This window comes from Clostridium vitabionis, assembly GCF_015351765.1.
GTDB classification, from domain to species: Bacteria; Bacillota; Clostridia; order Lachnospirales; family Lachnospiraceae; genus Clostridium_R; species Clostridium_R vitabionis.
This window is the reverse complement of the sequence record NZ_JADKQA010000001.1, coordinates 870,897-894,798: the sequence shown is the minus strand read 5'-3', so window position 1 is coordinate 894,798 and position 23,902 is coordinate 870,897. Positions and strand designations below refer to the sequence as shown.

Genomic DNA, 23,902 nt, shown 5'->3' with positions numbered 1-23,902 from the left:
GCAGGCAAATCGGGTCCTCCGGGCAGGGAGCGGGAACCTGCAGGGGCGGCGCATGCGGGAGGAAAGAGACATGATCAAAAAACTGCAGAGAAAATTCATTCTGCTTGCCACCGCGGCAGTGGTCCTGCTCCTTGTGGCAGCGCTCGGAACTGTCAACCTGGTCAATTTCTGGAAAGCCAGGGATGAGGCGATGGAGGTTCTTGATTCGATCGCGGACAACGGCGGGGTGCTTCCCGACATCGCCGGGAACCATGAGCTCCGGCGGTTTTATGACGCGGAGCCGGAGATCGCCTTTCAGACCAGATATTTCAGTGTGACGCTGGACAGCGATCTTGACGTGGTGTCGGTGGACACAGACCACATCGCGGCGATCTCGGAGAGCGAGGCCAGGGAGTATGCTTTGAACATCCTTGCGGGGAAAAAGACATCAGGGTATCTGAACGGCCCCGACAATGCCGCCTACTGCTATACGTCCGCAAAGACCGAAGACGGCGGGTATCTCGTGGTGACGCTGGACTGCACCAGGTATCTGCGCCCCGCCCGGCTTTTCGCGCGGTATTCGCTGGTTCTCGGGATTGCCTGTATCCTGCTCTATATGGGCATTCTGACGCTGCTCTCCCGGAGGCTTTTACAGCCGATCATCCGGAATATGCAGAACCAGAAACAGTTTATCACGAACGCCGGCCATGAGCTCAAGACCCCGATCGCGGTGATCTCCGCGAACACCGAGGTTCTCGAGATGATCAACGGGAAAAATGAGTGGACCGAGAGCATCATGAACCAGGTGAAGCGTCTGACGGGGCTTGTGAACGAGCTGATCTCCCTGGCGAAGGTGGGCGAGCGGGTGGACATCCCGCTCGGGCCGGCCAGCATCTCCGCCGAAGCTGAGGCAGCCGCGTCGGAGTTCCGGGTGGTGGCGGAACAGCAGCAGAAAAAGCTCACGGCGCAGATTGCGCCCGGCCTTGTGGTCAGAGCGGAGAGCGGCGGCCTGCGGGAGCTGGTCAGCATCCTGATGGATAACGCAGTCAAGTACTGCGACGACGGCGGGACGATCAGCATCCTGCTGGAGAAGGCCGGCAGGAACCGGAATATCCGGCTTATGATCGCCAATGATTTCGCGGAAGGCCAGGGGGTGGACTGCAGCCGCTTTTTTGAGCGGTTTTACCGGCAGGACGAATCGCACAGCGCAAGCCGGAAGGCCGGCTACGGCATCGGGCTCTCCATGGCGGAGGGGCTGGTGAAAATGTTTAACGGGAAGATCAGTGCCGCCTGGAAAGATGGGATGATCCGGTTTACGGTGGTTCTGCCGCTTCTCCGGGAGGAGGCGGAAGAGCCGGAGGGATCTGTACCGGCGGTTTCCGGAAAAGCGGGTGCTGTTCAAGTACCGGAGAGCTCAGCAGGGAACAGGAAAGAGGAGAAGAGCAATGGATGAAAAGAAGACGAACCCGGAAGCTCCGGCCCATCACCGGCGTGCCCACTACAGCGGGAAGTATCCGCGCCATTTTGCGGAAAAGTATAAGGAGCTGAATCCGGAAAAGTACGCGGATGAGCAGGGGAAGGTGGCGGAGAAGGGGCGTACCCCGGCCGGCACGCATATTCCCATCATGGTGGACGAGATCCTGGATGTGCTCAGGATCAGGCCGGGGGAGACCGGCCTTGACGCGACGCTCGGGTATGGCGGGCACACGCAGAAAATGCTGGAAAGGCTCGCGGGCAGGGGGCATCTCTACGCCACAGACCTGGATCCCATTGAGTCTGCGAAAACCAGGGCGCGCCTCGCCTCCCTCGGCTACGGGCCGGAGATCCTGACGGTGCTCCACCAGAACTACGCCGACCTTGACCGGATCACACCGGGACACCCGTTCGATTTTATTCTCGCGGATCTCGGGGTCTCGTCGATGCAGATCGATAATCCCGCCCGCGGTTTCACCTGGAAGGCGGAAGGGCCGCTTGACCTCCGCCTCGACCCGACCGCCGGGGAGACAGCGGCGGAGCGGCTCCGCGCGCTCGACCGGGAGGAGCTTCAGGGGCTCCTCCGGGAAAATGCGGATGAGCCCTTTGCGGCGGAAATCGCGGAGGAGGTACACAGCATTTTCCGGAAGGGCGGGGAGATCCGGACGACGACGGATCTCAGGAAGGCGATTGAGACAGCCCTTCCGCCCATGCCGGCGGAGGAGCGCAAGGAGGCGGTGAAGAAATCCTGCCAGCGGGTATTCCAGGCGCTCCGCATCGATGTCAACAGCGAATTTGAGTCGCTCTACGCGTTTCTGGAGAAACTTCCCCTGGTGCTGGCACCGGGCGGCCGGGTGGCGGTCCTGACCTTCCATTCGGGGGAAGACCGGCTGGTGAAAAAGGCTTTCCGCCAGGGTGAGCGGGACGGCATCTACTGTGCGGCCGCGAAGGAGCCGGTCCGCCCGGGGCGGGAGGAGTGCTGGCGGAATCCGCGGGCACACTCCACAAAGCTCCGCTGGGCTGTCCGTTCGGAGAAAACCTTGTGATCAGAGCCCCGCGGGACGTGGGGGGGCCGTCAGGAACCGGAAACGAAGTGCCACATCAACGATTTGTGATTAAACTTGACAGGCTATCAGCTCTGATTTAAGATTATCCCGATAATGAACGGTGCCGGCCACTAGCCGAAGGCATTCCGGCAGGGCAAGGCAGGGGGAGAATATGAAATATCAAGGGCTGAATCTGACCAATTTGAAGAATATCAACCGGGCGAAGATCGTGCGTCTTCTGAACGACCGCGGGAACCTCTCGCGGAAGGACATCGCCGCGGCGCTGAACCTGACACCGGCGGCGGTCACCCAGATCTGTTCGGAGCTGCTCAGCGAGGGGGTCCTCGTCGAGAAAGGGGAGGTCCGCGAGGAGAGGCGCGCCGGGCGGAGGAAGATCAACATCGGGATCAATGAGAACTATGGCATGATCCTTGCTGTGGATTTTCTTCCCGGTACGGTCACGCTGACTCTCTGCTCAGTGAGCGGGGAAGTGGTTCGGTCGGAAGCCTTAAGCGGCGCCGTACCTTTTGACGATCCGGATAAGGCCGTGCAGGGGGCAGCATCCCATGCCCGGAAGCTCTTTGAAAACTATGCGGGAAAAAGCCGGCTGATCGGCGTCGGAGTCACGGTGCCAGGTACGGTCGACAGGGAGACCGGCGTGTGTGAACCGCTGGACGGCCTCTGGAACCGGGAAGTCGATCTCGGCCGCATTTTCTCCAGGGAATTTTCCGTCCCCCTGATTTTCCGGGAGCGGAATGTCGCGCTCACTGATGCCGAGGTTCTCTTCGGCGCCGGGAAGAACAGTGAGATCCTGTTGATCCTCTATGTGGGCACCTACGTTTCGTCGGCCCTCGTTGTGCAGCAGAAGGTTTCGTCGAACGGGCTTTTCCAGTTCGGGGATATCGGGCGCCTTTCGGTCGACACCGGGGCGGGGACAAGGGAGCTTTTGACGGATTATGCCGCCAGGGTGTTCGGGCAGGAGGATCTCTGCCGCGGGGAGTTCAGGGACATTCTCGTGGAGAAAGTCGGCAATTATCTCTGTGTGTGCCGTCCTGATCGGATTGTCCTTACCGGGCCGGCGTTCGCCGCCGCGGAACATGTTGCGGCCTTCGAGCAGGCGCTCAAGGAGAAGAACCCCTCCCTGTGCGAGGTTGAGGTTGCGCATTCAGAGATTGAGGACAAGGAGAAGTATATCGGCGCGTTCGCCGCGGCTTTCCGGCGCACGCTTCTTGCGGAATGAAAAACCGGGTGCTGAGGCACCCGGTTTTTCCATACCGCCCGCCGGTTGTGGCTGCCGCCCGCCTGTGGTATAATCGGTTATCGGCTGGGCAGATTGGGGAGCCTGGAAATCAAGTCCGATAACGGGAGAATACTTATGATGAACACAATCCTTTTGTATGTCGTGGATCCGGTGAAAAACAAGCCGAAGGATGTCGAGCAGGTTCACCGGTTTGCCGAACAGATGAACGGCATTTACCATATGTTCCACTTTGATTTTGCCGTGGAGGAGTATCCCGGGACGCTGAGCACCGGGAAGGACGGGCGGTACAGCGTGAAAAAGATGCAGAACGCGATCCTCCAGTCCATGCCTAAGGGCTGGCTCTTTTTTCTCATTTTCACCTGCCCGGTGGGCCAGATCAATTCCGAGGAGTTCAGCGAGATCCTCGGCAATTTGCGCAGGCTGAAGAAGGCAGGCGTCCGCGTCTGGTTTGAGAACCAGGGCGGGATCCAGCCGCTGCTCACGGATGTCGCGCGGATGTTTGCCCGGATTAACGACAGCATCCCGGCGCCGGAGGTTGACCTGGAGAAGCTTTCTGCCGCGGCCCAGGGCATTTTCCAGCAGGGAAATGAGGCCGCGGCGAAGGGAAATCTCCCGCTTGCGGAAGCGCTCTACAACCGCGCGCTGACCATCCAGCGGAAGCTTGTGCTCGCAAGGCATGACCAGTACGTAGAAGGGCTCGCGCCGATCTGCCAGGAGCTCGGCACGGTCCTTCTGAGAACCCGCCGCTTTAAGCCCGCCGAGAACCTCTACCAGCAGGCGCTCAAGGTCAACGAGGAGGTGACGGCCAGGAAGGGAGGAAAGCCGACCGCCGATATGGCGGGAACCCACAATAATCTCGGTATTCTCTACCTCTCCACCGACCGGTTTGATGAAGCCCTCGCCCAATTCAGGGCTGCTGTCGGCATCTATGAGCCGGTTCTCGCGGATCCTGCCTTCACCGGCGATCCGGAGAGGCTGGCTGCCCTCCGCTGTGCTTATGTGGACACCAGGGGCAATGAGGCAAACCTCCTGAACAGGCAGAAGAAGGCTGACGAGGCGAAGCAGGTGTATGAGAGCGCTCTCAAGGCTCTCAAGGGGTATATGGAAGAGTCCCCGGACCGGGTGCCCTACAAAACCCGCTTCACCGCCCTCTCGACATCCCTCGCCGCGGTTTATATGCAGAACCGCGAGGTGAAGCCGGCACTCGGGCTGTTCACGGAGAACGAAAAAATCTTCGAGGAGCTTGTCAGCGCGGACAAGGCGGCAGCCGAACCGCTGCAGGCGCAGAATTTTTATAACGAATTCCAGGCATGCCGCATGGACAAGCAGCCGGAGAAGGCGAAGGAATACTGGAAGCGGACGAAGGAAATCTGCGACCGCTATCCGGACAATGCCGTGTGCCGGCATCTGATCGAGGTGATGAATGTCGAGCGGGACGCCGCGGCGAAGCGGCAGACCGCGGCTGCAGAGGACGCCGCGAAGAAGGCGGAGGAGATGCTGTCTTCCGGCAACCTGCAGGGAGCCGCCAACGCGCTCCGGGCGGCGGCCACGCTCTACCACGGCCTGCCCGGCAGCGAGAGCCAGCTGAAATCTGCGGACTACTATGACCAGCTGGGCAATCTTCTCTGGGATGCGGGCAATATCACCCAGGCCGAGGTCTGCTTCGCGAACGAGGCGGCGATCAGCCGCATAGTCGCGGAGAACGATCCGGAGCACAGGCCTGAGCTTGCGCGTGCCCTGTTCCGCCTCGGCCGTTTCCAGGACGAGGCGAAGGACCAGCCGGACAATGACGCGCTGAAGGAAGCCCTCACGGTTGCGGAAGGCTGCCGGGAGAAGAGCGAGATTGCGCAGGAGGTCTGGGAGAACTTGAGCGACGGTGCCTTCGAGCTCGGCGGAGGAGCCGGCGGGAAAGCAGAGCCCGCACCCGGGGAGAAGGATCCGGGGAGCTCTACGGAGGCATAAATCATGATCAATCCGATCAAGGCGGCAAAGGCCGTCTCCCTTATCCAGAAGTTTCAGAAAAATCATCCGAAGGTCAGCGCGTTTCTCTCTTATGAGTTTCAGGGAGGCCTTCCGGAGGGGACGGTGCTGGAACTTACGGTGACGAAGCCTGGGGAGAAATCCCAGGTCACCAATATGCGCGTGACTGCCGATGACCTGGAACTCATCCGGGAGATCCGGGAGATGAAGTAAGACGCGGGAAAAACCAGACAGGGAATTCGTTGAGGAAACCACCGGGCAAGTCCCAGTGGTTTTCCATTCTTAAAGGCATGAATATTCTTACATTTGAAAACATTTCAAAATCTTTTGAAAACCGTGTGCTGCTCGACGCGGTGTCCTTCGGCCTTGACGATACGGACAAGGTGGGCGTCATCGGCGTGAACGGCACCGGAAAATCCACGCTGCTCCGGATTGCCGCCGGGGCGCTTGAGCCGGATGACGGGCGGGTGACGTCGATGAGCGGCCTGAGAACCGCGTACCTCCCGCAGAATCCGGAATTCGATCCCTCCCTCACCGTCCTTGACAATGTGATGGCGATGATCTACGGTCCCGGCCACACCGGAGGTGGGGACGGGGAGGCGCTCGCCATGCTCGCGAGGTTCGGCATCACCGATCCGGAGGCGATGCCGGGAATCCTCTCCGGCGGCCAGAGAAAACGCGCGGCGCTCGTCGCGGCGCTGCTCTGTCCGGCAGATCTCCTGATCCTGGATGAGCCGACGAACCATCTCGACAGCGAAATGATCGAATATCTCGAGGAGAGGCTCACCCGCTTCCGCGGCGCCCTGCTCATGGTCACGCACGACCGGTATTTCCTCGACGCGGTGACCAGCCGCATCTTCGAGATCGACCAGGGGAAGCTCTACCGGTATGACGCGAACTACGCCGGCTACCTTGAGCTCCGGGAGGAGAGGCTGGACGCGAGGCTCGCGGCCGAGCGGAAGATGGCGGCGCTCTATAAAAAGGATCTCGCCTGGATCATGCGCGGCGCGAGAGCCCGCTCAACGAAGCAGAAGGCGCATATCCAGCGCTTTGAGGAGCTCCGGGACAGGGATAAGATTGTGGAGGAGCGGCAGGTGGAGATCCAGTCGGCGAAAAGCCGGCTGGGGAACAAGACCATCGAGCTCTCCCATGTCACCAAGAGCTATGGCGGGAGGACGCTTTTCCGGGATTTCAGCTATATTTTCCTAAAAAATGACCGCGTCGGGATCATCGGCCCGAACGGCTGCGGGAAATCCACATTGCTCCGTGTCCTGACGGGGCAGGTGCCGCCCGACGAGGGGGAGGTGGAGATCGGGCAGACCGTGAAGATCGGCTATTTCGGTCAGGAAAATGAGCAGCCGGAGGGTGGCCAGAGGGTCATCGACTATGTCCGGGATATCGCGGAATATCTCCCGACAGCGGACGGGATGGTCACCGCCTCCGCGATGTGCGAGCGCTTTCTTTTTGACAGCCGTATGCAGTACGCCCCGGTGGCGAAGCTCTCCGGCGGGGAGAAGCGGCGCCTCTATCTTCTCCGCGTCCTCATGTCCGCACCCAATGTGCTGATTCTCGACGAGCCGACCAACGACCTCGATATCCGGACGCTGCAGATCCTGGAAGACTATCTGGATCATTTCCCCGGCATCGTGATCACGGTTTCCCACGACCGGTATTTCCTGGACCGGGTCGTGACGAGAATCTTTGCGTTCTCCGGGAATGGGACGCTGGTGCAGAGCGAGGGGGGATACACGGAATTTCACAGCCGCCATCCCGAGGGCTACGCGGCTTTTGCGGCCGCCGGACAGGCGGAGGCGGAATCCGGGCCGAAGGAGAGCCGGCGGGGCATCTCCGGCACGGCCGGGGAGGAAGCCGGGGAGAATTCCGGGAAGCCTTCCTGGAAAAAGCACCAGCCGAAGAAAAAGCTGAGCTACAAGGAGCAGCAGGAGTACGACGGGATCGAGGAGGAGATCAGTGCGCTGGAGGAGAAATCCCGGGCGCTTGAGGCGGAAATCCCGTCGGTGTCCAGCGACTATGTGAAGCTGGATGCGCTGATGAAGGAGAAGGCGGAGACCGACCGGAAGCTTGAGGAGCGGATGGAGCGGTATCTCGAACTGCAGGATCTTGTCGACCGGCTGAAAGCGGAGGAATCACCCCAATGATCTGGATCGGGAATCACGTGTCCGTGGCGAAGGGCTACGCGGCCATGGCAGATAAGGAACAGGAGCTCGGCGGAACGACCTTTGCCTTTTTTACCCGGAATCCGCGGAGCGGCAGGGAGAAGCTTCCGGAACCCGGGGAGATGGCGCTTCTCCGGGATAAGCTCCGCGCGGGGAATTTCGGCCCCCTGGTTGCCCACGGCTCCTACACGATGAACGTCTGCTCGGCGAAGCCGGAGGTCCGGGAATTCTCCCGCCGGATGCTGGCGGATGACCTGGCGTTCATGGAGGAGCTTCCCGGTTCCTTCTATAATTTTCATCCGGGCAGCCACACGGGACAGGGAGCGGAAACCGGCATCCGCCTGGTTGCCGACGCCCTGAACGCGTCCCTGAAGGTGGGGATGAAGACCACGGTTCTCCTGGAAACCATGGCCGGAAAAGGGTCCGAGGTGGGGAAAACATTTGAAGAGCTCCGGAAAATCATCGACCAGGTGGAAATGAAGGAGAAAATCGGCGTCTGCCTGGACACCTGCCATGTCTGGGACGGCGGGTATGACCTCGTGAATGACCTCGACGGGGTTCTCGGCGAGTTTGACCGCGTGATCGGACTGGAGAAGCTCTGTGCGGTGCATTTTAACGACAGCAAAAATGACCTCGGCGCGGCGAAGGATCGGCACGAGAAACTCGGGCAGGGGAAGATCGGCCTTGCCGCCATGCACAGGATCGCGGTTCATCCGCTCCTCCAGGGAAAGCCGTTTATCCTCGAGACGCCGAATGAGGATGAGGGCTATGCCCGGGAGATCGCACTCGTCCGGAGCTGGTTTTCGACGCGGTTCATTGTGGGCGGGCAGGGGCAGGGAAAGACGGCATTTGCCCGCAGCCTTCTCACAAAGGAGCTGGGAAATGCGGACTTCCCGGTGGCGGACGGCCGGGACGACCCGCCGGAAAGGGCACTTTCCGCGCCCCTGGTCCTTCATCTGGAAGCCTATGTGGCGCGTATCCTCCGGGAAGGCGGCGACCCCATGGCCTTCGCCGCGTCGCTTCTGGAGAAAAATCCCGGCGCCGTGGTGACTGCCGATGAGATCGGCTGCGGCGTCGTGCCGGCGGACGCCTGGGAGCGCAGGTACCGGGATGTCTCCGGCACGGTGTGCCAGAAGATCGCCGCCGCTTCCCCGGAGGTCTGGCGCGTCCTCTGCGGGGTCCCCATGAAGATCAAGGGCGGGGAGGAACAGCCATGACCCCTGCCCTTCATGCCGCCGCCTTCCTTCTTGGCGGCCTGCTCGACCTTCTCATCGGTGACCCGCACGGCTTTTACCACCCGGTCCGGGCAATCGGCGCCCTGATCTCCTGGCTGGAGGGGCTGCTGCGGAGGCATTTTCCCGCGACACCGCGGGGGGAGCTGGCGGCGGGGATCCTGCTCGATCTTCTGACCGTCGGCGTGACGGGCGCCCTGGCGGAGGCTTTTCTCCGGGTTCCCGCCGCCCTCCTCGGTGCGGCTATCGGCACCGCGGCAGGCATCGTATGGCGGTTCTTTTCGGAAACCTTTCTCATCACCTGCCTTCTCGCCGCCAGGTCGCTCCGGGATGAGAGCATGAAGGTGTACGATGCGCTCGAGGCCGGGGATCTGCCGGGCGCGCGGCACGCGGTTTCCATGATTGTCGGGCGGGATACCGAAAGCCTCGATGAGCAGGGGGTCATCCGCGCCTGCGTGGAGACCGTCGCCGAGGGCACGTCGGACGGCGTCATCGCCCCGCTCTTTTTTCTCGCCCTCGGCGGACCCGTCGCCGGGTGGATGTACAAGGCGGTCAACACGATGGATTCCATGGTCGGCTACCGGAATGAGCGGTATCTCTGGTTCGGAAAGGCGGCGGCGCGAACGGACGATGTGGTGAATTTTCTCCCGTCCCGAATTGCCGGCCTTCTCCTGATCGCCTCCGCGGGGCTGTGCCGGCTTGACGCGGGGAATGCGTGGAAGGTCTGGCGCCGTGACCGGAGGAAGCACCTGAGCCCCAATTCCGCACAGACGGAGGCGGCGTGCGCCGGGGCGCTCGGCCTTGCCCTCGGCGGGGACAGCCGCTATTCCGGGAAAATCGTGCACAAGCCTGTCCTGGGCGACCCGCTCCGGGAACCGGAGAATACCGATATCCGCCGGGCAGACCGGCTGATGCTTACGGCGTCGGTGCTCGGATTTTTCTCTGCGGTTGTCATCCGGGCAGTGATCCTTTTTCATCTTTCCTGAGAAAACATGAAAATATCGGTTTCTTCCCGGGAGGGGAGAAGAAGCCTGGTTCATCTGAGGAGGCGTGGTGATGGCTTATGAGCATGGCGGGGATATCTATACGAACCCGGTGCAGATGGATTTTTCCGTCAACCTGAGCCCTCTCGGGATCCCGGATGAGGTCAGGAGCGCGTATCTTACGGCGATCGATGATCTTGGCCGCTATCCCGACGAGGAGGGGAGGAGCCTCCGGAAGGCGGCTTCCGCATTTTTTGCGCGGGCGGGGATTCCTGTGCCGCCGGAGTGCTTCCTTTTCGGCAGCGGGGCGGCGGAGCTGATCTATGACATTTTCCGGGCGGTCAGGCCGGAGCGCGTGATTCTTCCCGCCCCCACCTTCTCTGAGTACGGGAAGGCGGCCAGGGCGGCCGGAGCCGAGGTTTTGGAAATCTCTATGGCGGAGCCGGGCACTTCGGAAAACGGATCGGGGGAAGCCCCGGGAGGATCAGGAAAGGCCGCGGCGGAAACCGGGCCTTCGGGCTTCTCCCACCGGGCATTCCTGAACCGGCTGAGAGGGCAGCGGATTCCCGGAGGGAGGACCGTTCTTGTCTTCTGCCATCCGTCGAACCCCACCGGCCTCGCGATGACCCGGGAGGAGATCCGGGAGGCGGCAGCCCTCGCCCGGGAGAGAAACTGGCTCCTCCTCGCGGATGAGTGCTTCCTCTGGTTTGTGGAGAGAGAACGTCGGGCGGGTTTCCTCGGCGCCGCCGGTGAATTTCCCGGGCTCATTGCGGTGAACGCGGTGACCAAGGCCTGTGCTGTGCCGGGGCTTCGCGCGGGCTTTGCCGTGGCGGCGGATCCCGGGATCCGGGAAAGCATCCGGAGCTGCCGGCAGCCATGGAGCCTTTCCATCCCGGCGGAGAGGGCAATGGCGGCGGCATTTGCCCTGGAAGGATTATCCGACCGGATTGCGGACGCCTGTGCGGGGGAACGGGAAGTCCTCCGGGCCGGCCTCACCGCCTGCGGTTTCACGGTATTCCCGTCGGATGCGAATTTCCTGCTTTTCCGCAAGGCGGCCGGGGATCCGCGGGATTATCGGGAGCTGCTTCTTGGGCGCGGGATCCTCATCCGGTCCTGCGCGAATTTTTCCGGCCTTGGGGAGCGCTACTACCGGATTGCGGTGAAGACCGGGGAGGAAAACCTCCGGCTTCTTGCGGCTTTCCGTGAGGCCGTGGAGAGCTGAGGGCGCGGGGAAGGAAGAAAATCAGCGGCCGGACGCGGGCGGCGGATGATGGAAGCCGGGCGCCCCGGGAAAGGAAGGTTATGGCCAGATCGATCATGATACAGGGGACAATGTCGAATGCGGGGAAAAGCTTCCTCGTGACCGGGCTCTGCCGCATTTTCCGTCAGGACGGCCTGAGGACTGCCCCCTTCAAGTCCCAGAACATGGCGCTCAATTCCTACATCACGGCGGATGGCAGGGAGATCGGGCGCGCCCAGGCGGTGCAGGCGGAGGCGGCGGGCATTCCATGCAGCTCCGACATGAACCCGATCCTGCTGAAGCCGGCCAGTGAGACCGGATCGCAGGTGATCGTCAATGGAATCCCGCGCGGCGATATGTCCGCCAGGGACTACTTTGCGTACAAGAGGAAGCTGGTTCCCGACATTCTCGCAGCATGGAACCGCCTGTCCCGGGAATATGACGTGATCGTGATCGAGGGGGCAGGGAGCCCCGCGGAGATCAATCTCCGGAAAAATGACATTGTGAATATGGGTCTCGCGGAGATGACGGATTCCCCCGTCCTCCTCGCCGGCGATATCGACCGGGGCGGCGTCTTCGCCCAGCTCTACGGCACGGTGATGCTCCTTGAGGAGAGGGAGAAGGCCAGGATCCGGGGGCTTATCATCAATAAGTTCCGCGGGGATTCCCGCCTTCTCGATTCCGGCATCCGGATGATCGAGGAAAAGTGCGGCATCCCGGTTGTGGGGACGATCCCCTGGACCTCTGCCGATATTGACGATGAGGACAGCCTGAGCCGCCGGCTCGGGAAGCGGGGCGGAAACGGGGGCGGCGCCGCGGTCATCCGCTTCCCGCACATCTCCAATTTTACGGATTTTCACGCGCTGGAGGTTTCCGGCATCCCCGTGCGCTATGTCTCGCGGGCGGAGGAGCTCGCGGATCCGGATGAGTGGAAAACCCCGGATCTCCTGATCCTGCCGGGAACCAAAAATACGGTCGGGGATCTCCTGTGGCTTCGCGAAACAGGGCTTGCGGCGGAGGTTCTCCGCTTTGCGTCCTCCGGACGGCCGGTGATCGGCATCTGCGGAGGCTACCAGATGATGGGGGAAATCCTCGACGACCGCGGCGGCACTGAGGGCGGGGAGCCCGGGAGGATGCTCGGCGGCCTTGGCCTTCTCCCGGTCAGGACGCGCTTCACGGCTGAAAAGTGCCGGAAAGAGAGCCGTGGAAGATTTGCCGCGCTTCACGGGACCTTTGCCCCGCTCTCCGGCCTTCCGGCAGAGGGATACCAGGTTCACATGGGGATGACGGAGAGGTGCGGGAGGGAAGATTCCCCGCTGGTTCTCCTCGAGGAAGGCGGGCGGGAGGTTCCGGACGGCTGTGTCCGGGGAAACTGCGCCGGCACCTACCTCCACGGGGTCTTCGACGCGCCGGGGATCGCCGCGGCGCTTCGGGGAATGATCGGGACGCCGGGACAACTGCTCCCGGAGGAGGAAGACTATCGCGCCTACCGGGAGCGGCAGTATGACCTGCTCGCCGACACGGTGCGGGCAAATCTCAACATGGATGCGGTTTACCGGATGATGGGCCTTGAACGGCCGGGAGGCAGAAAATGAACAAGCCGTATGCTTTTGAGGCTGTTAAGCCCGGGGAGATCGAGGCGAGGAGCTTCGAGATCATCACCCGGGAGCTTGGCGGGCGGACATTTCCGCCGGAGGAGGATCCGATTGTCAAGCGGGTGATCCACGCGACCGCGGACTTTACTTTTGCCGACAGCCTGGTCTTTTCCCCGGGAGCGGTGGCGCAGGGCCTTTGGGCGCTCAAAGACGGCTGCCTCATCATTACGGATACGAATATGGCGCGGGCGGGCATCAGCGCCCGCGCGGCGGGAAAGCTCGGTGATGAGGTCCGCTGCTTCATGGCGGAGCCGGAGACCGCCCGCATGGCGGAGGAGGCGGGCACGACCAGGGCGGCAGCCTCGATGGAGCGGGCGGCGGAGCTGGAAAAAATGACCGGGCGGCGGGCAATTTTCGCTATCGGCAACGCCCCGACGGCGCTGATCCGCCTCTGCGAGCTTGCTGATGCGGGCAGGCTTCACCCGCTGCTTGTCGTCGGCGTCCCTGTCGGCTTTGTGAATGTCGTTCCCGCGAAGGAGATGCTCCTGGAACGGGCGGAAATCCCCTCGATCACCGCGAGGGGGCGGAAGGGCGGGAGCACGGTCGCCGCGGCGGTCATGAACGCCCTGCTCTACATGGCGGGGGGACGGTGACGCCCCTTGAAGGAAAGGACATCATGGAAAAACAGCTTTACTATGATTACCCCTATGTGAAGGAATTTGACGCGAGGGTGCTCTCTTCTGAGAAGCGGGGGAAATTCTATGAGACGGTGCTTGACCGCACAGCCTTCTACCCCGAGGGCGGCGGGCAGCCGGCGGACGGCGGGATCCTGGACGGGAAGACGGTTCTCGACGTGCAGGAGAGGGACGGGCGCATTTTCCACAGGACGGCGGAACCCCTCACGGCAGGAAGTCTTGTCCATGGCGCCATTGACTGGGAAAAGCGGTTCTCGCTCACGCAGGAGCACAGCGGCGAGCACATCGTCTCCGGCCTCATCCACCGGGCCTACGGGTACAATAACGTCGGTTATCACATGGGGGAGGAGATCCAGCTCGACCTGGACGGCGTCCTCACCTGGGAGCAGCTTCTAGAGATCGAGCATCAGGCCAATGAGATCATCTGGAAAAATGTCCCCCTGCATATCTGGTATCCCTCGCCGGAGGAGCTTCGTTCGATCGACTACCGGAGCAAGAAGGAGCTTACCGGGACGGTGCGCCTGGTCGAGATTCCCGGGGCGGATGTCTGCGCCTGCTGCGGGACCCATGTGGAGCGGACTGGTGAGATCGGCCTTGTGAAATTCATGTCCATGATCCACTACAAGGGCGGCGTCCGCATCATGATGCTCTGCGGGCGAAAGGCGGTCCGCGCCTTTGACGAAAAGCTGGATTCCACGAGGGAGATCTGCACCCTGCTCTCGGCAAAGCCGGGGGAGAGCGCGGAGGCTGTCCGCAGGCTCTGGGAGGAGGGTAAGGAGAAGGATCTCGCGATCGGGGAGTTAACCCGCGAGCTTTTCCGCCTGAAGGCCATGGCGATCCCCGGCGGGCAGAAGGTGCTGGTGGATACCGAGAGCGGATTTTCCGCAGTGGAGATCCGGAAGTTCTGCGATTATCTGATGCAGGAGAAAAAGGCGGAGGTTGTCTGTATCCTCCGGAAGAACGGTGAGGGGAAAAATGCCTCCCTCGGCTACTGTATCGGCAGCCTCTCCCGGAATCTTCGCAACGCCGCGGGGGAGCTCAACAGGGAGCTTCATGGCCGCGGCGGCGGAAGCCCGCAGATGATCCAGGGAAGCTTCTCGGCGGATGAGGATAAGGTGAGGGAGGTCCTCAGCGCGCGATTTGCCGGCGGGGAGGCGGATCAGGGAGATTGACCACCGGACAATGCGGCGGTTCGGGAGAAGGAAATGAAGTGCACGAATTCCCCCATTGCACCGAAAAAAATACCTCATATCCGGGGTGATATATTTGCAATATCGATCAATTTATTATAATATGGGATAGGTGCTGGGCATGTCCTGTGGCGTGCCCCGCAAAATATCAATTTCTCAGTTGATAGGAGGATTTATTCATGGCAAGGAAATGGAAGACAATGGACGGCAACGAAGCCGCTGCATACGCTTCTTATGCGTATACAGATGTTGCCGCGATGTATCCGATCACTCCTTCATCTGTCATGCCTGAGCATGTCGATGAGTGGGCGACCGAGGGCCGTAAGAACATCTTCGGCAACGTGGTTCAGATTACAGAGATGCAGTCTGAGGCCGGTGCCGCCGGTGCGGTTCACGGCTCACTGGCTGCCGGTGCGCTGACCGCGACTTACACTGCATCCCAGGGACTTCTTCTGATGATCCCGAATCTGTATAAGATCGCCGGCGAGCTGCTTCCGGGCGTGATCAATGTATCCGCCCGTGCCGTAGCTACACACGCACTGAACATCTTCGGCGACCACTCCGACGTTTACGCATGCCGCCAGACCGGCTGCGCGATGCTCTGCGAGTCCAGCGTCCAGGAAGTTATGGACCTGACACCGGTTGCCCATCTGGCTGCAATCAAGGGCAGAGTTCCTTTTATCAATTTCTTTGATGGTTTCCGTACATCCCACGAGATCCAGAAGATCCAGACCTGGGATTACGAGGAGCTGAAGGAGATGGCTGATTTCGACGCCATCGAGGCCTTCCGCAAGAGAGCCCTCAATCCGGAGCACCCGGAGCAGAGAGGTTCCGCGCAGAACCCGGATGTCTTCTTCCAGTACACCGAGGCTGCGAATAAGTACTACGAGGCTCTTCCGGCTATCGTTCAGGGCTACATGGACGAGGTCAACAAGAGAATCGGTACCGACTATAAGCTGTTCAACTACTACGGCGCTCCGGATGCCGAGCAGGTGATCGTGGCGATGGGTTCTGTCAACGAGACCATCGAGGAGACCATCGACTACCTGGCTAAGCAGGGAATGAAGGTCGGCCTTGTCAAGGTTCGTCTCTACAGGCCGTTCGACGCTGCCGCATTTGCTGCCGCTATCCCGGATACCGTAAAGAAGATTTCCGTTCTTGACAGAACGAAGGAGCCGGGTTCCCTCGGCGAGCCGCTGTATCTCGACGTTGTTGCTGCTCTCAAGGGCACAAAGTTCGAGAAGTGCGAGATCTTCACCGGCCGTTACGGCCTTGGTTCCAAGGATACAACCCCGGCACAGATCGTTGCTGTTTACAACAACGAAAAGAAACCGAGATTCACGATCGGTATCAAGGATGATGTGACCAACCTCTCCCTTGATCTCGGACCGGCTCTGGTTACAACTCCGGAGGGAACCGTTTCCTGCAAGTTCTGGGGCCTTGGCGCAGACGGCACCGTAGGCGCGAACAAGAACTCCATCAAGATCATCGGCGACAACACCGATATGTATGCCCAGGCATATTTCGACTACGACTCCAAGAAGTCCGGCGGTACAACCATGTCCCACCTGCGCTTCGGCAAGAAGCCGATCAAGTCGACCTACCTGATCCACAAGGCAAACTTCGTTGCCTGCCACAAGCCGGAATATGTCACCAAGTTCAACATGGTGCAGGAGCTTGTTGACGGCGGCACCTTCCTGCTGAACTGTCCGTGGGAGGGCGAGGAGCTGGAAAAGAGGCTTCCTGGCCAGGTAAAGAAGTTCATCTATGACCACAAGATCAAGTTCTACACGATCGATGCGGTTAAGCTCGGCATCATGACCGGCATGGGCCCGACCCGTGTCAACACCATCCTTCAGTCCGCGTTCTTCAAGCTGACCAAGATCATTCCGGAAGAGGATGCTATCCAGCTGATGAAGGACGCTGCCCAGAAGACCTACGGCCGCAAGGGCGAGGATGTGGTTAAGAAGAACTGGGCTGCCATCGATGCCGGTGCGCAGAACGTCGTTGAGGTAAAGGTTCCGGAGAGCTGGGGCCAGTGTCAGGATGAGGGCCTTGACTCTGTTCACGCCGAGGGCGGAAGAGCAGATGCCGATGCTTTCGTCAATAACGTCCAGGGCGCGGTCAATGCCCAGGAGGGTTACGGGCTTCCGGTTTCCACCTTCATGCCGTATGTTGACGGTACGACACCGTCCGGTACAGCGGCTTACGAGAAGCGCGGCATCGCGGTAAATGTTCCGACCTGGAATCCGGACAACTGCATCCAGTGCGAGTTCTGCTCCCTGGTTTGCCCGCACGCGGCTATCCGTCCGATCGCCCTGACCGATGAGGAAGCTGCCCAGATGCCGGAAGGCACGAAGACCCTGCCGCTTACCGGCATGCAGGATAAGTATAAGTTCACGATCGTTGTCTCCGCTATGGACTGCACCGGCTGCGGATCCTGCGCGAATGTTTGCCCGGGCAAGAAGGGTGAGAAGGCGCTCACCATGGTTCCGCTCGATGATGGCAAGTATCAGCAGGCTGCCTTCGACCAGAGCCAGAAGTATCCGGAGAAGAAGGATGTCATCGAGAAGTTCAAGATCGACTCCGTAAAGGGCAGCCAGTTCAAGAAGCCGCTCCTCGAGTTCTCCGGCGCATGCGCAGGCTGCGGCGAGACGCCGTACGCAAAGCTGATCACGCAGCTCTTCGGCGACAGGATGTATGTGGCAAATGCAACCGGATGCTCCTCCATCTGGGGCAACTCCTCACCGTCCACCCCGTACACCGTCAACCTTGACGGCAAGGGCCCGGTTTGGGACAACTCCCTGTTCGAGGATGCCGCTGAGTTCGGTTTCGGTATGCTGCTCGCGCAGAATGCCCTTCGTGACAATCTGAGAAAGAAGGTTGACGAGCTCGCTGCTTCTGACAAGGCAACCGCTGAGTATAAGGCTGCTGTCCAGGAGTGGGAGGACACCTTCACGGTTGGCGCTACCAACGGCGTTGCAACCGAGGCTCTGGTTGATGCTCTGGAGAAGATCGATGATCCGCTGGCCAAGGAGATCCTTCAGGATAAGGAATTCCTTTCCAAGAAGTCTCAGTGGGCATTCGGCGGCGACGGCTGGGCTTATGATATCGGCTTCGGCGGCGTAGACCACGTTCTTGCTTCCGGCAAGGATATCAATATCATGGTATTTGATACCGAGGTATATTCCAATACCGGCGGCCAGTCCTCCAAGTCCACCCCGGTCGGCGCTGTTGCCCAGTTTGCTGCCGGCGGCAAGGAGACCAAGAAGAAGGATCTCGCGGGCATTGCCATGAGCTATGGCTATGTCTATGTCGCGCAGATCGATATGGGCGCAAATTACGCTCAGGCAGTCAAGGCAATCGCCGAGGCTGAGGCTTATCCGGGGCCGTCCCTGATCCTGGCTTATGCACCGTGCATCAACCACGGAATCAAGAAGGGCATGGCGAAGGCTCAGACCGAGGAGAAGCTTGCTGAGGCCTGCGGTTACTGGAACAACTTCCGTTACAACCCGGCTGGCGGCGACAAGAAGTTCACTCTGGACTCCAAGGAGCCGACCGGTGATTATCAGGAGTTCCTGAAGGGCGAAGTTCGTTACGCATCCCTTGCTCTGAAGAACAAAGAGAGAGCGGCTAAGCTTGACGCGCAGAACGAGCAGGATGCCCGTGATCGTTACGCTCACCTGCTTAAGCTGGTTGAGATGTACAACAAGCAGTAAGCCATGAAATAAATCCATACGTTAAGAAGCAGGCAGCCCCGCGGACTCAGGTCCGCGGGGCTGTCCGCCATTTTGCGCCCTGTTCAACGGAAAAAACGCAAGCCGTGATTCCTGTGCAGATCCCGCAAAGTCCTCTTGCAGGGCGGCGCGGGATGTTCTAAAATAAAAACAAAGCCGGATGTACGGCATTCTTATCTGATCCCGCTTCGCGGGATCTTTTTTCTTCGGCTCGATCCGGGCCGGTGTCAGCAGTATTCTCTGCGAATTCTCACTTTCTGCCGCAAAGGCTGTGCTGCCGCGCCCTGCGTCTGCAGGACGGGAAAGGAGGCTATTTGGTTACACACATGGAGAGCTATGGCATCCGCGGGGCGGATGCCTACCGGGTGACGGTGGAGACAGATATCTCCGGCGGCCTTCCGGGGTTTATCCTCGTCGGCTATCTTGCGGAGTCCGTGCGCGAGGCGCAGGAGCGCGTCAGGACAGCACTGCGCAACTCCGGCATTTCCCTGCCGCCGAAGAAGATCACGGTCAACCTGTCTCCGGCGGGCATCCGGAAGTCCGGAACCGCCTTTGACCTCGCGATCACCGCGGGAATTCTGGCCTGTCTCGCGCTCGTTCCCGAGCGGGAAGCGGGGCGCTATACCTATATCGGGGAACTCGGACTGGACGGGCAGGTGAAACCGGTGCCGGGTGTGCTCCCCCGTGTCGCGGCAGCGGTTGAGCAGGGGAGGCCCCGCGTCTTTGTCCCGCGGGAAATGCTCCCGGAAGCGTCGCTCGTCCGCGGCGCCGAGGCGGTCGGCGTCGGCAGCATCCTCGAGCTTATGGAATTCCTCCGCCATCCGGAGAAGGCCGTCCCGGCCGAATTTGACCCTGCGGCCTTTCTCCCGCCCGAGGATGAGGGCGGCCCGGACTTCGCGGATCTCTTTGGCCTCCCGATGGTCAGGCTGGCTTCCGAGGCAGCCGCCGCCGGGAAGCACCACATCCTCTATATCGGGCCGGCGGGAACGGGAAAGACCATGGCAGCAAGCCGGCTGCCCTCTATCCTCCCGCCGCTGGACCCGGAGGAGAGCCTGGCGGTCACCAGGATTTACAGCATCTGCGGCCTCCTGGATCCGGGAAATCCGCTGATCCGGCGAAGGCCTTTCCGGTCACCGCACCATTCGGTCACTGCGCCCGCCCTGATCGGCGGCGGCATGCGCGCGCTGCCCGGGGAACTGTCCCTGGCGTCCGGCGGCGTTCTCTTTCTCGACGAACTCCCGGAATTCCGCCCGGGCATCCTGGATATGCTCCGGCAGGCGCTGGAGAGCCGGAAACTCACCATTTCCCGGCTTTCCTACCAGGAAGATTATCCGGCGGATGTCCTCCTTGCCTGCGCGATGAACCCGTGCCGGTGCGGGTATTATCCGGATCTCGTCCGGTGTCGCTGCACGCCTGTCCAGCGGAGAAGCTATCTTGGGCGGATTTCCGGCCCGTTTCTTGACCGGATCGACATCGGCGTGGAGGTCCCCCGCCAGGAGATCCCGGCGCCGGGAAGGCGGACGCCCGGGGAGAGCTCGAGGGCGATGCGGGAGCGGGTCCTCGCGGCCTGCCAGATCGAGCGGGAGCGGTTCCGCGGGGAGAATATTCATTTTAATGGGGAAATGCGCGCGCGGGATCTTGACCGCTTCTGCCGGCTGGATCCCGCGTCGGAAGCGCTCTACCGGGAGATGATCCGGAAGGATGAGCTGAGCGGCCGCGGGGCGGAGAAGCTCCTGAAAGTCGCTCGGACGCTCGCGGATCTCCGGGAGAAGAAGGACATTGGGGCGGAGGAGCTGCTGACGGCAAGGGCTTTCCGCAGTTTTCTCAAGACGTACTGGGGAAAGGGGTGAGCACGGTTATGAGAACATGGACGGACGAGGAGAGGGCAGCGGTGTGGCTTTCCATGATGCCGCTTGTCGGCCCGGCAGCCGCGTGGAAGCTCCGGGAGTATGCCGGAAGCCTTGCCGGGGTGAAAAAGCTCGGGGAGGGGGATCTTGAGGCATCGGGTGCCTTCCGGAACGCGCCGGTGACCCTCGCCAGATGGCGGGAGAGGCGCGTCACGGACGAAGAGGAGGCCGGGGTTCTCCGGCGGATGGAGAACCAGGACATCCGGGTGATCCTGCCCGGAAGCGCGGAGTACCCGGATAAGCTCGCTCGCCTCCCGGATCCCCCGGCGTGGCTGTTCGTCCGCGGAAGCCTCCCGGATCCGGCGCGTCCCTGTGCCGCGGTCATCGGGGCGAGGGCGGCGAGCGCTTACGGGCGCCAGGAGGCCGGTGCGGTAGGCAGCTTTCTCGCGGAGAACGGGATCCAGGTCGTCAGCGGCATGGCTTTCGGGATTGACGGCTGCTGCCAGGAGGCGGTGCTCAGGAGCGGGGGGAGGACCTTCGCGGTGCTCGGGTGCGGGCTCAATATCTGTTACCCGCGGGAGAACCGGGAGCTCTACAGCCGGATCCCTGCCCGCGGAGGGCTGATTTCCGAGTATCCGCTGGACGAGGAGCCTCTCCGTTGGCATTTTCCTGTGAGAAACCGGCTGATCAGCGGCCTTGCCGACCTCGTCCTTGTCGTTGAGGCGAGAAAGCGCTCCGGCTCGCTGATCACCGCCGACCTTGCGCTGGATCAGGGAAAGGAGGTCATGGCGTTTCCTGGCTACCGGACGAGCCCGCTCAGCGAGGGGACGAACCGGCTGATTCGGGTCGGTGCGGGTATCGTCACGTCATTTCAGGATATTCTGGATGTTTTCGGCATTGCCCGCGCAAAAGGCCCGGATTCCGTAAGTCTTAAGGAAAAGGCGGCATCCGGTCTTGCCAAGCCTGAAAAAATGGTGTATAGTGCAATCGATTTGCGCCCGAAAAGTGTGGATGAGCTTATCCATACAACCGGGCTATCCCAGGGCGAGTGCCTGAAAGCCGTCTTCCGGCTGGAACAGCTCGGCCTGGTCTGCCAGTCCTCGAACCAGTACTATGTCCGGGCGATTGCGCTTACGGGAGACAATTCTGTCCTCCCGCTTCATTATCATCAAAAAGGAAGTTGACGAATGGCAAATAATCTGGTTATCGTCGAGTCTCCGGCAAAAGTCAAAACTATCAAAAAATTTCTCGGATCCAGCTATACGGTGGACGCTTCCGGCGGCCACGTCCGCGACCTGCCCAAAAGCCAGCTCGGTGTTGATCTCGAGAATGACTACGAGCCGAAGTACATCACCATCCGGGGGAAGGGAGAGACCCTGGCAAGGCTTCGCAAGGAAGTCAGGAAGGCCAGCAACATTTACCTGGCAACCGACCCCGACCGCGAGGGGGAGGCGATCTCCTGGCATCTGTCCAAAGCGCTCCGCCTGGACGAGCTGTCAGACAAGAAGGTGATGCGGATCACCTTCAATGAGATCACGAAGAACGCGGTCAAGGCTTCTCTCAAGAATCCGCGGCAGATCGATATGAACCTGGTGGACGCCCAGCAGGCAAGGCGCGTGCTGGACCGCCTGGTAGGCTACCTGATCAGCCCGCTTCTCTGGGCTAAGGTGAAGCGCGGCCTTTCGGCCGGGCGCGTGCAGTCGGTTGCCCTGCGGATGATCTGCGACAGGGAGAACGAGATCAATTCCTTCATTCCGGAGGAATACTGGAGCCTTGATGCCCTGCTTATGCCGCCGGGGTCCCGGAGGACCTGCGCCGCGCATTATTACGGGGCGGATGGGAAGAAGGCGGTTCTTCAGAGCGCCGGTGAAGTGGAGGCGGTGAAGGCGGAGCTTCGCGGCGCTTCCTTCACCGTCACCGAGGTCAAGAACGGCGAGCGGATCAAAAAACAGCCGCTCCCGTTCACGACGAGCACGCTGCAGCAGGTGGCCGCCTCAAGCCTCAATTTCTCCACCTCAAAGACGATGCGTCTTGCCCAGCAGCTCTACGAGGGCGTCGAGGTTGCCGGACACGGTACCATCGCCCTCATCACCTACCTCCGGACGGATTCCACGAGAATCTCTGCCGAGGCGGATGCCGCGGCGCACAGCTATATCACGGAGAATTTCGGTGAAGGCTATATCGGCGATCATGTGGCGGCAAAGAAAAATGATGTAAAAATCCAGGATGCCCACGAGGCAATCCGGCCTGTGGATATCACGCTGACCCCCGCGATGGTGAAGGCCTCGCTCCAGCGCGACCAGTACCGTCTCTACCAGCTGATCTGGAACCGGTTCACGGCGAGCCGGATGAAGCCCGCGAAATATGAGACGACCCAGGTTAAGATCAGCGCGGGGCGGCATATCTTTTCCCTGTCCGCCTCCCGGCTGGCTTTTGACGGCTTTCTCTCGGTCTACACCATCGACAGCGAGAAGGAAGAGAAAAATGAGCTCACCCAGAAGCTGGAAAAAGGGATGAGCCTCACCGTGAAATCTCTCGAGGGGGAACAGCATTTTACCCAGCCGCCGGCACACTTTACCGAGGCCAGCCTGGTCCGGGCTCTTGAGGAGGAGGGCATCGGCCGTCCGAGCACATACGCGCCGACCATCACGACGATCCTCAACCGGCGCTACGTGGTGAAGGAAAAGAAAAATCTCTTTGTCACCGAGCTCGGCGATGTGGTCAATAAGATCATGGTCAGGGAATTTCCGACCATTGTCGATACAAAATTCACGGCAAACGTCGAATACCTGCTCGACCGGATCGGCGAGGGGGAAGTCCGCTGGAAGACGGTCATCGAGAATTTCTATCCTGACCTGAACGCCGCGGTCCAGCGGGCGGAGAAGGAACTGGAATCGGTGAAGATCGCCGACGAGGAGACCGATGTGGTCTGCGAACTCTGCGGCAGGAAAATGGTGATCAAATACGGGCCGCATGGGAAGTTCCTCGCGTGCCCGGGCTTCCCGGAGTGCAGAAACACCAAGCCATATCTCGAGAAGATCGGCGTCCCGTGCCCGAAGTGCGGGAAGGATCTTGTGATCCGGAAATCCAAGAAGGGCAGGATATATTACGGCTGCTCCGGCTATCCGGACTGTGATTTCATGAGCTGGGCAAAGCCGTCCGTGGAGAAATGCCCGAAATGCGGAAGCTATATGGTCGAAAAGGGCAATAAGCTCCTCTGCTCCAACAAAGAATGCGGTTTTGTCAAAATGAACACAATTCGCTCCGACGTCAATGAAAGTGATTAAGTTTATACATTCACAAAACTTTAACTGTTTGTCATCATAGTGTTGATTTGTCGAAGATTATGGCAAACAGTTTAATTATTTTGTGCTTTCAAAGAAGACAGAAATCTGTTGAACTTAATGATAAAGTGTGATACAATTCAAATGAAGAAGGACAAACTCTAGTTATGCCTTTCGGGACTA

At 60.6% G+C, this 23,902-nt stretch carries 16 protein-coding genes; all 16 read left to right on the top strand.

The genetic code is table 11. From position 1 onward, the window contains the following. Nucleotides 1-70: 70 nt before the first annotated feature. The 16 genes from ISF27_RS03865 (at nucleotide 71) to topA (ending at nucleotide 23,722) form a co-directional block, all read left to right on the top strand. A complete protein-coding gene (locus ISF27_RS03865; RefSeq protein ID WP_194609251.1) occupies nucleotides 71-1,432 on the top strand; it encodes a sensor histidine kinase in 1,362 nt (453 codons plus the stop codon). Next, nucleotides 1,425-2,498, top strand: a complete 1,074-nt coding sequence (rsmH, locus tag ISF27_RS03860) for a 16S rRNA (cytosine(1402)-N(4))-methyltransferase RsmH (RefSeq protein WP_194609248.1) — start codon at nucleotides 1,425-1,427, stop codon at nucleotides 2,496-2,498. The genes ISF27_RS03865 and rsmH overlap by 8 nt, the downstream gene beginning before the upstream one ends. Before the next feature lie 172 nt (nucleotides 2,499-2,670). Further along, nucleotides 2,671-3,738 carry an ROK family transcriptional regulator gene (locus ISF27_RS03855; protein WP_194609246.1) on the top strand — a complete coding sequence of 356 codons (1,068 nt, stop codon included), beginning with the start codon at nucleotides 2,671-2,673 and terminating at the stop codon, nucleotides 3,736-3,738. A gap of 135 nt (nucleotides 3,739-3,873) precedes the next feature. Next, on the top strand, nucleotides 3,874-5,721 hold the full coding sequence (locus ISF27_RS03850) for a tetratricopeptide repeat protein (RefSeq protein ID WP_194609244.1): 1,848 nt from the start codon (nucleotides 3,874-3,876) through the stop codon (nucleotides 5,719-5,721). A gap of 3 nt (nucleotides 5,722-5,724) precedes the next feature. Continuing rightward, entirely contained in the window at nucleotides 5,725-5,952 is a 228-nt protein-coding gene (locus ISF27_RS03845; protein ID WP_194609242.1) for a hypothetical protein, read from the top strand. Between the two features lie 77 nt (nucleotides 5,953-6,029). Continuing rightward, nucleotides 6,030-7,898 carry an ABC-F family ATP-binding cassette domain-containing protein gene (locus ISF27_RS03840; protein WP_194609240.1) on the top strand — a complete coding sequence of 623 codons (1,869 nt, stop codon included), beginning with the start codon at nucleotides 6,030-6,032 and terminating at the stop codon, nucleotides 7,896-7,898. Next, a complete protein-coding gene (locus tag ISF27_RS03835; protein WP_194609238.1) occupies nucleotides 7,895-9,133 on the top strand; it encodes a bifunctional adenosylcobinamide kinase/adenosylcobinamide-phosphate guanylyltransferase in 1,239 nt (412 codons plus the stop codon). Before ISF27_RS03840 ends, ISF27_RS03835 begins: the two co-directional genes overlap by 4 nt. Further along, nucleotides 9,130-10,134: an adenosylcobinamide-phosphate synthase CbiB gene (gene cbiB, locus ISF27_RS03830; RefSeq protein WP_194609236.1), complete on the top strand. Its 1,005-nt coding sequence runs from the start codon at nucleotides 9,130-9,132 to the stop codon at nucleotides 10,132-10,134. The genes ISF27_RS03835 and cbiB overlap by 4 nt, the downstream gene beginning before the upstream one ends. A 70-nt stretch (nucleotides 10,135-10,204) precedes the next feature. After that, complete coding sequence (locus tag ISF27_RS03825) at nucleotides 10,205-11,353, top strand: pyridoxal phosphate-dependent aminotransferase (RefSeq protein ID WP_194609234.1); 1,149 nt, start codon at nucleotides 10,205-10,207, stop codon at nucleotides 11,351-11,353. An 80-nt stretch (nucleotides 11,354-11,433) separates the two neighbouring features. Then, the gene (locus ISF27_RS03820) at nucleotides 11,434-12,966 is read left to right on the top strand and encodes a cobyric acid synthase (protein ID WP_194609232.1); all 1,533 of its coding nucleotides are present in this window, start codon (nucleotides 11,434-11,436) and stop codon (nucleotides 12,964-12,966) included. Continuing rightward, entirely contained in the window at nucleotides 12,963-13,619 is a 657-nt protein-coding gene (locus ISF27_RS03815) for a precorrin-8X methylmutase (RefSeq protein ID WP_194609230.1), read from the top strand. Before ISF27_RS03820 ends, ISF27_RS03815 begins: the two co-directional genes overlap by 4 nt. A 23-nt stretch (nucleotides 13,620-13,642) precedes the next feature. Then, nucleotides 13,643-14,833 (top strand): alanyl-tRNA editing protein, encoded by a 1,191-nt coding sequence (locus ISF27_RS03810; RefSeq protein ID WP_194609228.1) that lies wholly within the window; start codon nucleotides 13,643-13,645, stop codon nucleotides 14,831-14,833. A gap of 197 nt (nucleotides 14,834-15,030) precedes the next feature. Continuing rightward, nucleotides 15,031-18,570 (top strand): pyruvate:ferredoxin (flavodoxin) oxidoreductase, encoded by a 3,540-nt coding sequence (nifJ, locus tag ISF27_RS03805; RefSeq protein ID WP_194609226.1) that lies wholly within the window; start codon nucleotides 15,031-15,033, stop codon nucleotides 18,568-18,570. A gap of 332 nt (nucleotides 18,571-18,902) precedes the next feature. Further along, entirely contained in the window at nucleotides 18,903-20,438 is a 1,536-nt protein-coding gene (locus tag ISF27_RS03800) for a YifB family Mg chelatase-like AAA ATPase (protein ID WP_194609224.1), read from the top strand. Nucleotides 20,439-20,446: 8 nt separating this feature from the next. Beyond that, nucleotides 20,447-21,619 carry a DNA-processing protein DprA gene (gene dprA, locus ISF27_RS03795; RefSeq protein ID WP_194609222.1) on the top strand — a complete coding sequence of 391 codons (1,173 nt, stop codon included), beginning with the start codon at nucleotides 20,447-20,449 and terminating at the stop codon, nucleotides 21,617-21,619. 3 nt (nucleotides 21,620-21,622) lie between these two features. Further along, a complete protein-coding gene (gene topA, locus ISF27_RS03790; protein ID WP_194609220.1) occupies nucleotides 21,623-23,722 on the top strand; it encodes a type I DNA topoisomerase in 2,100 nt (699 codons plus the stop codon). The last annotated feature ends 180 nt before the right edge of the window (nucleotides 23,723-23,902 follow it).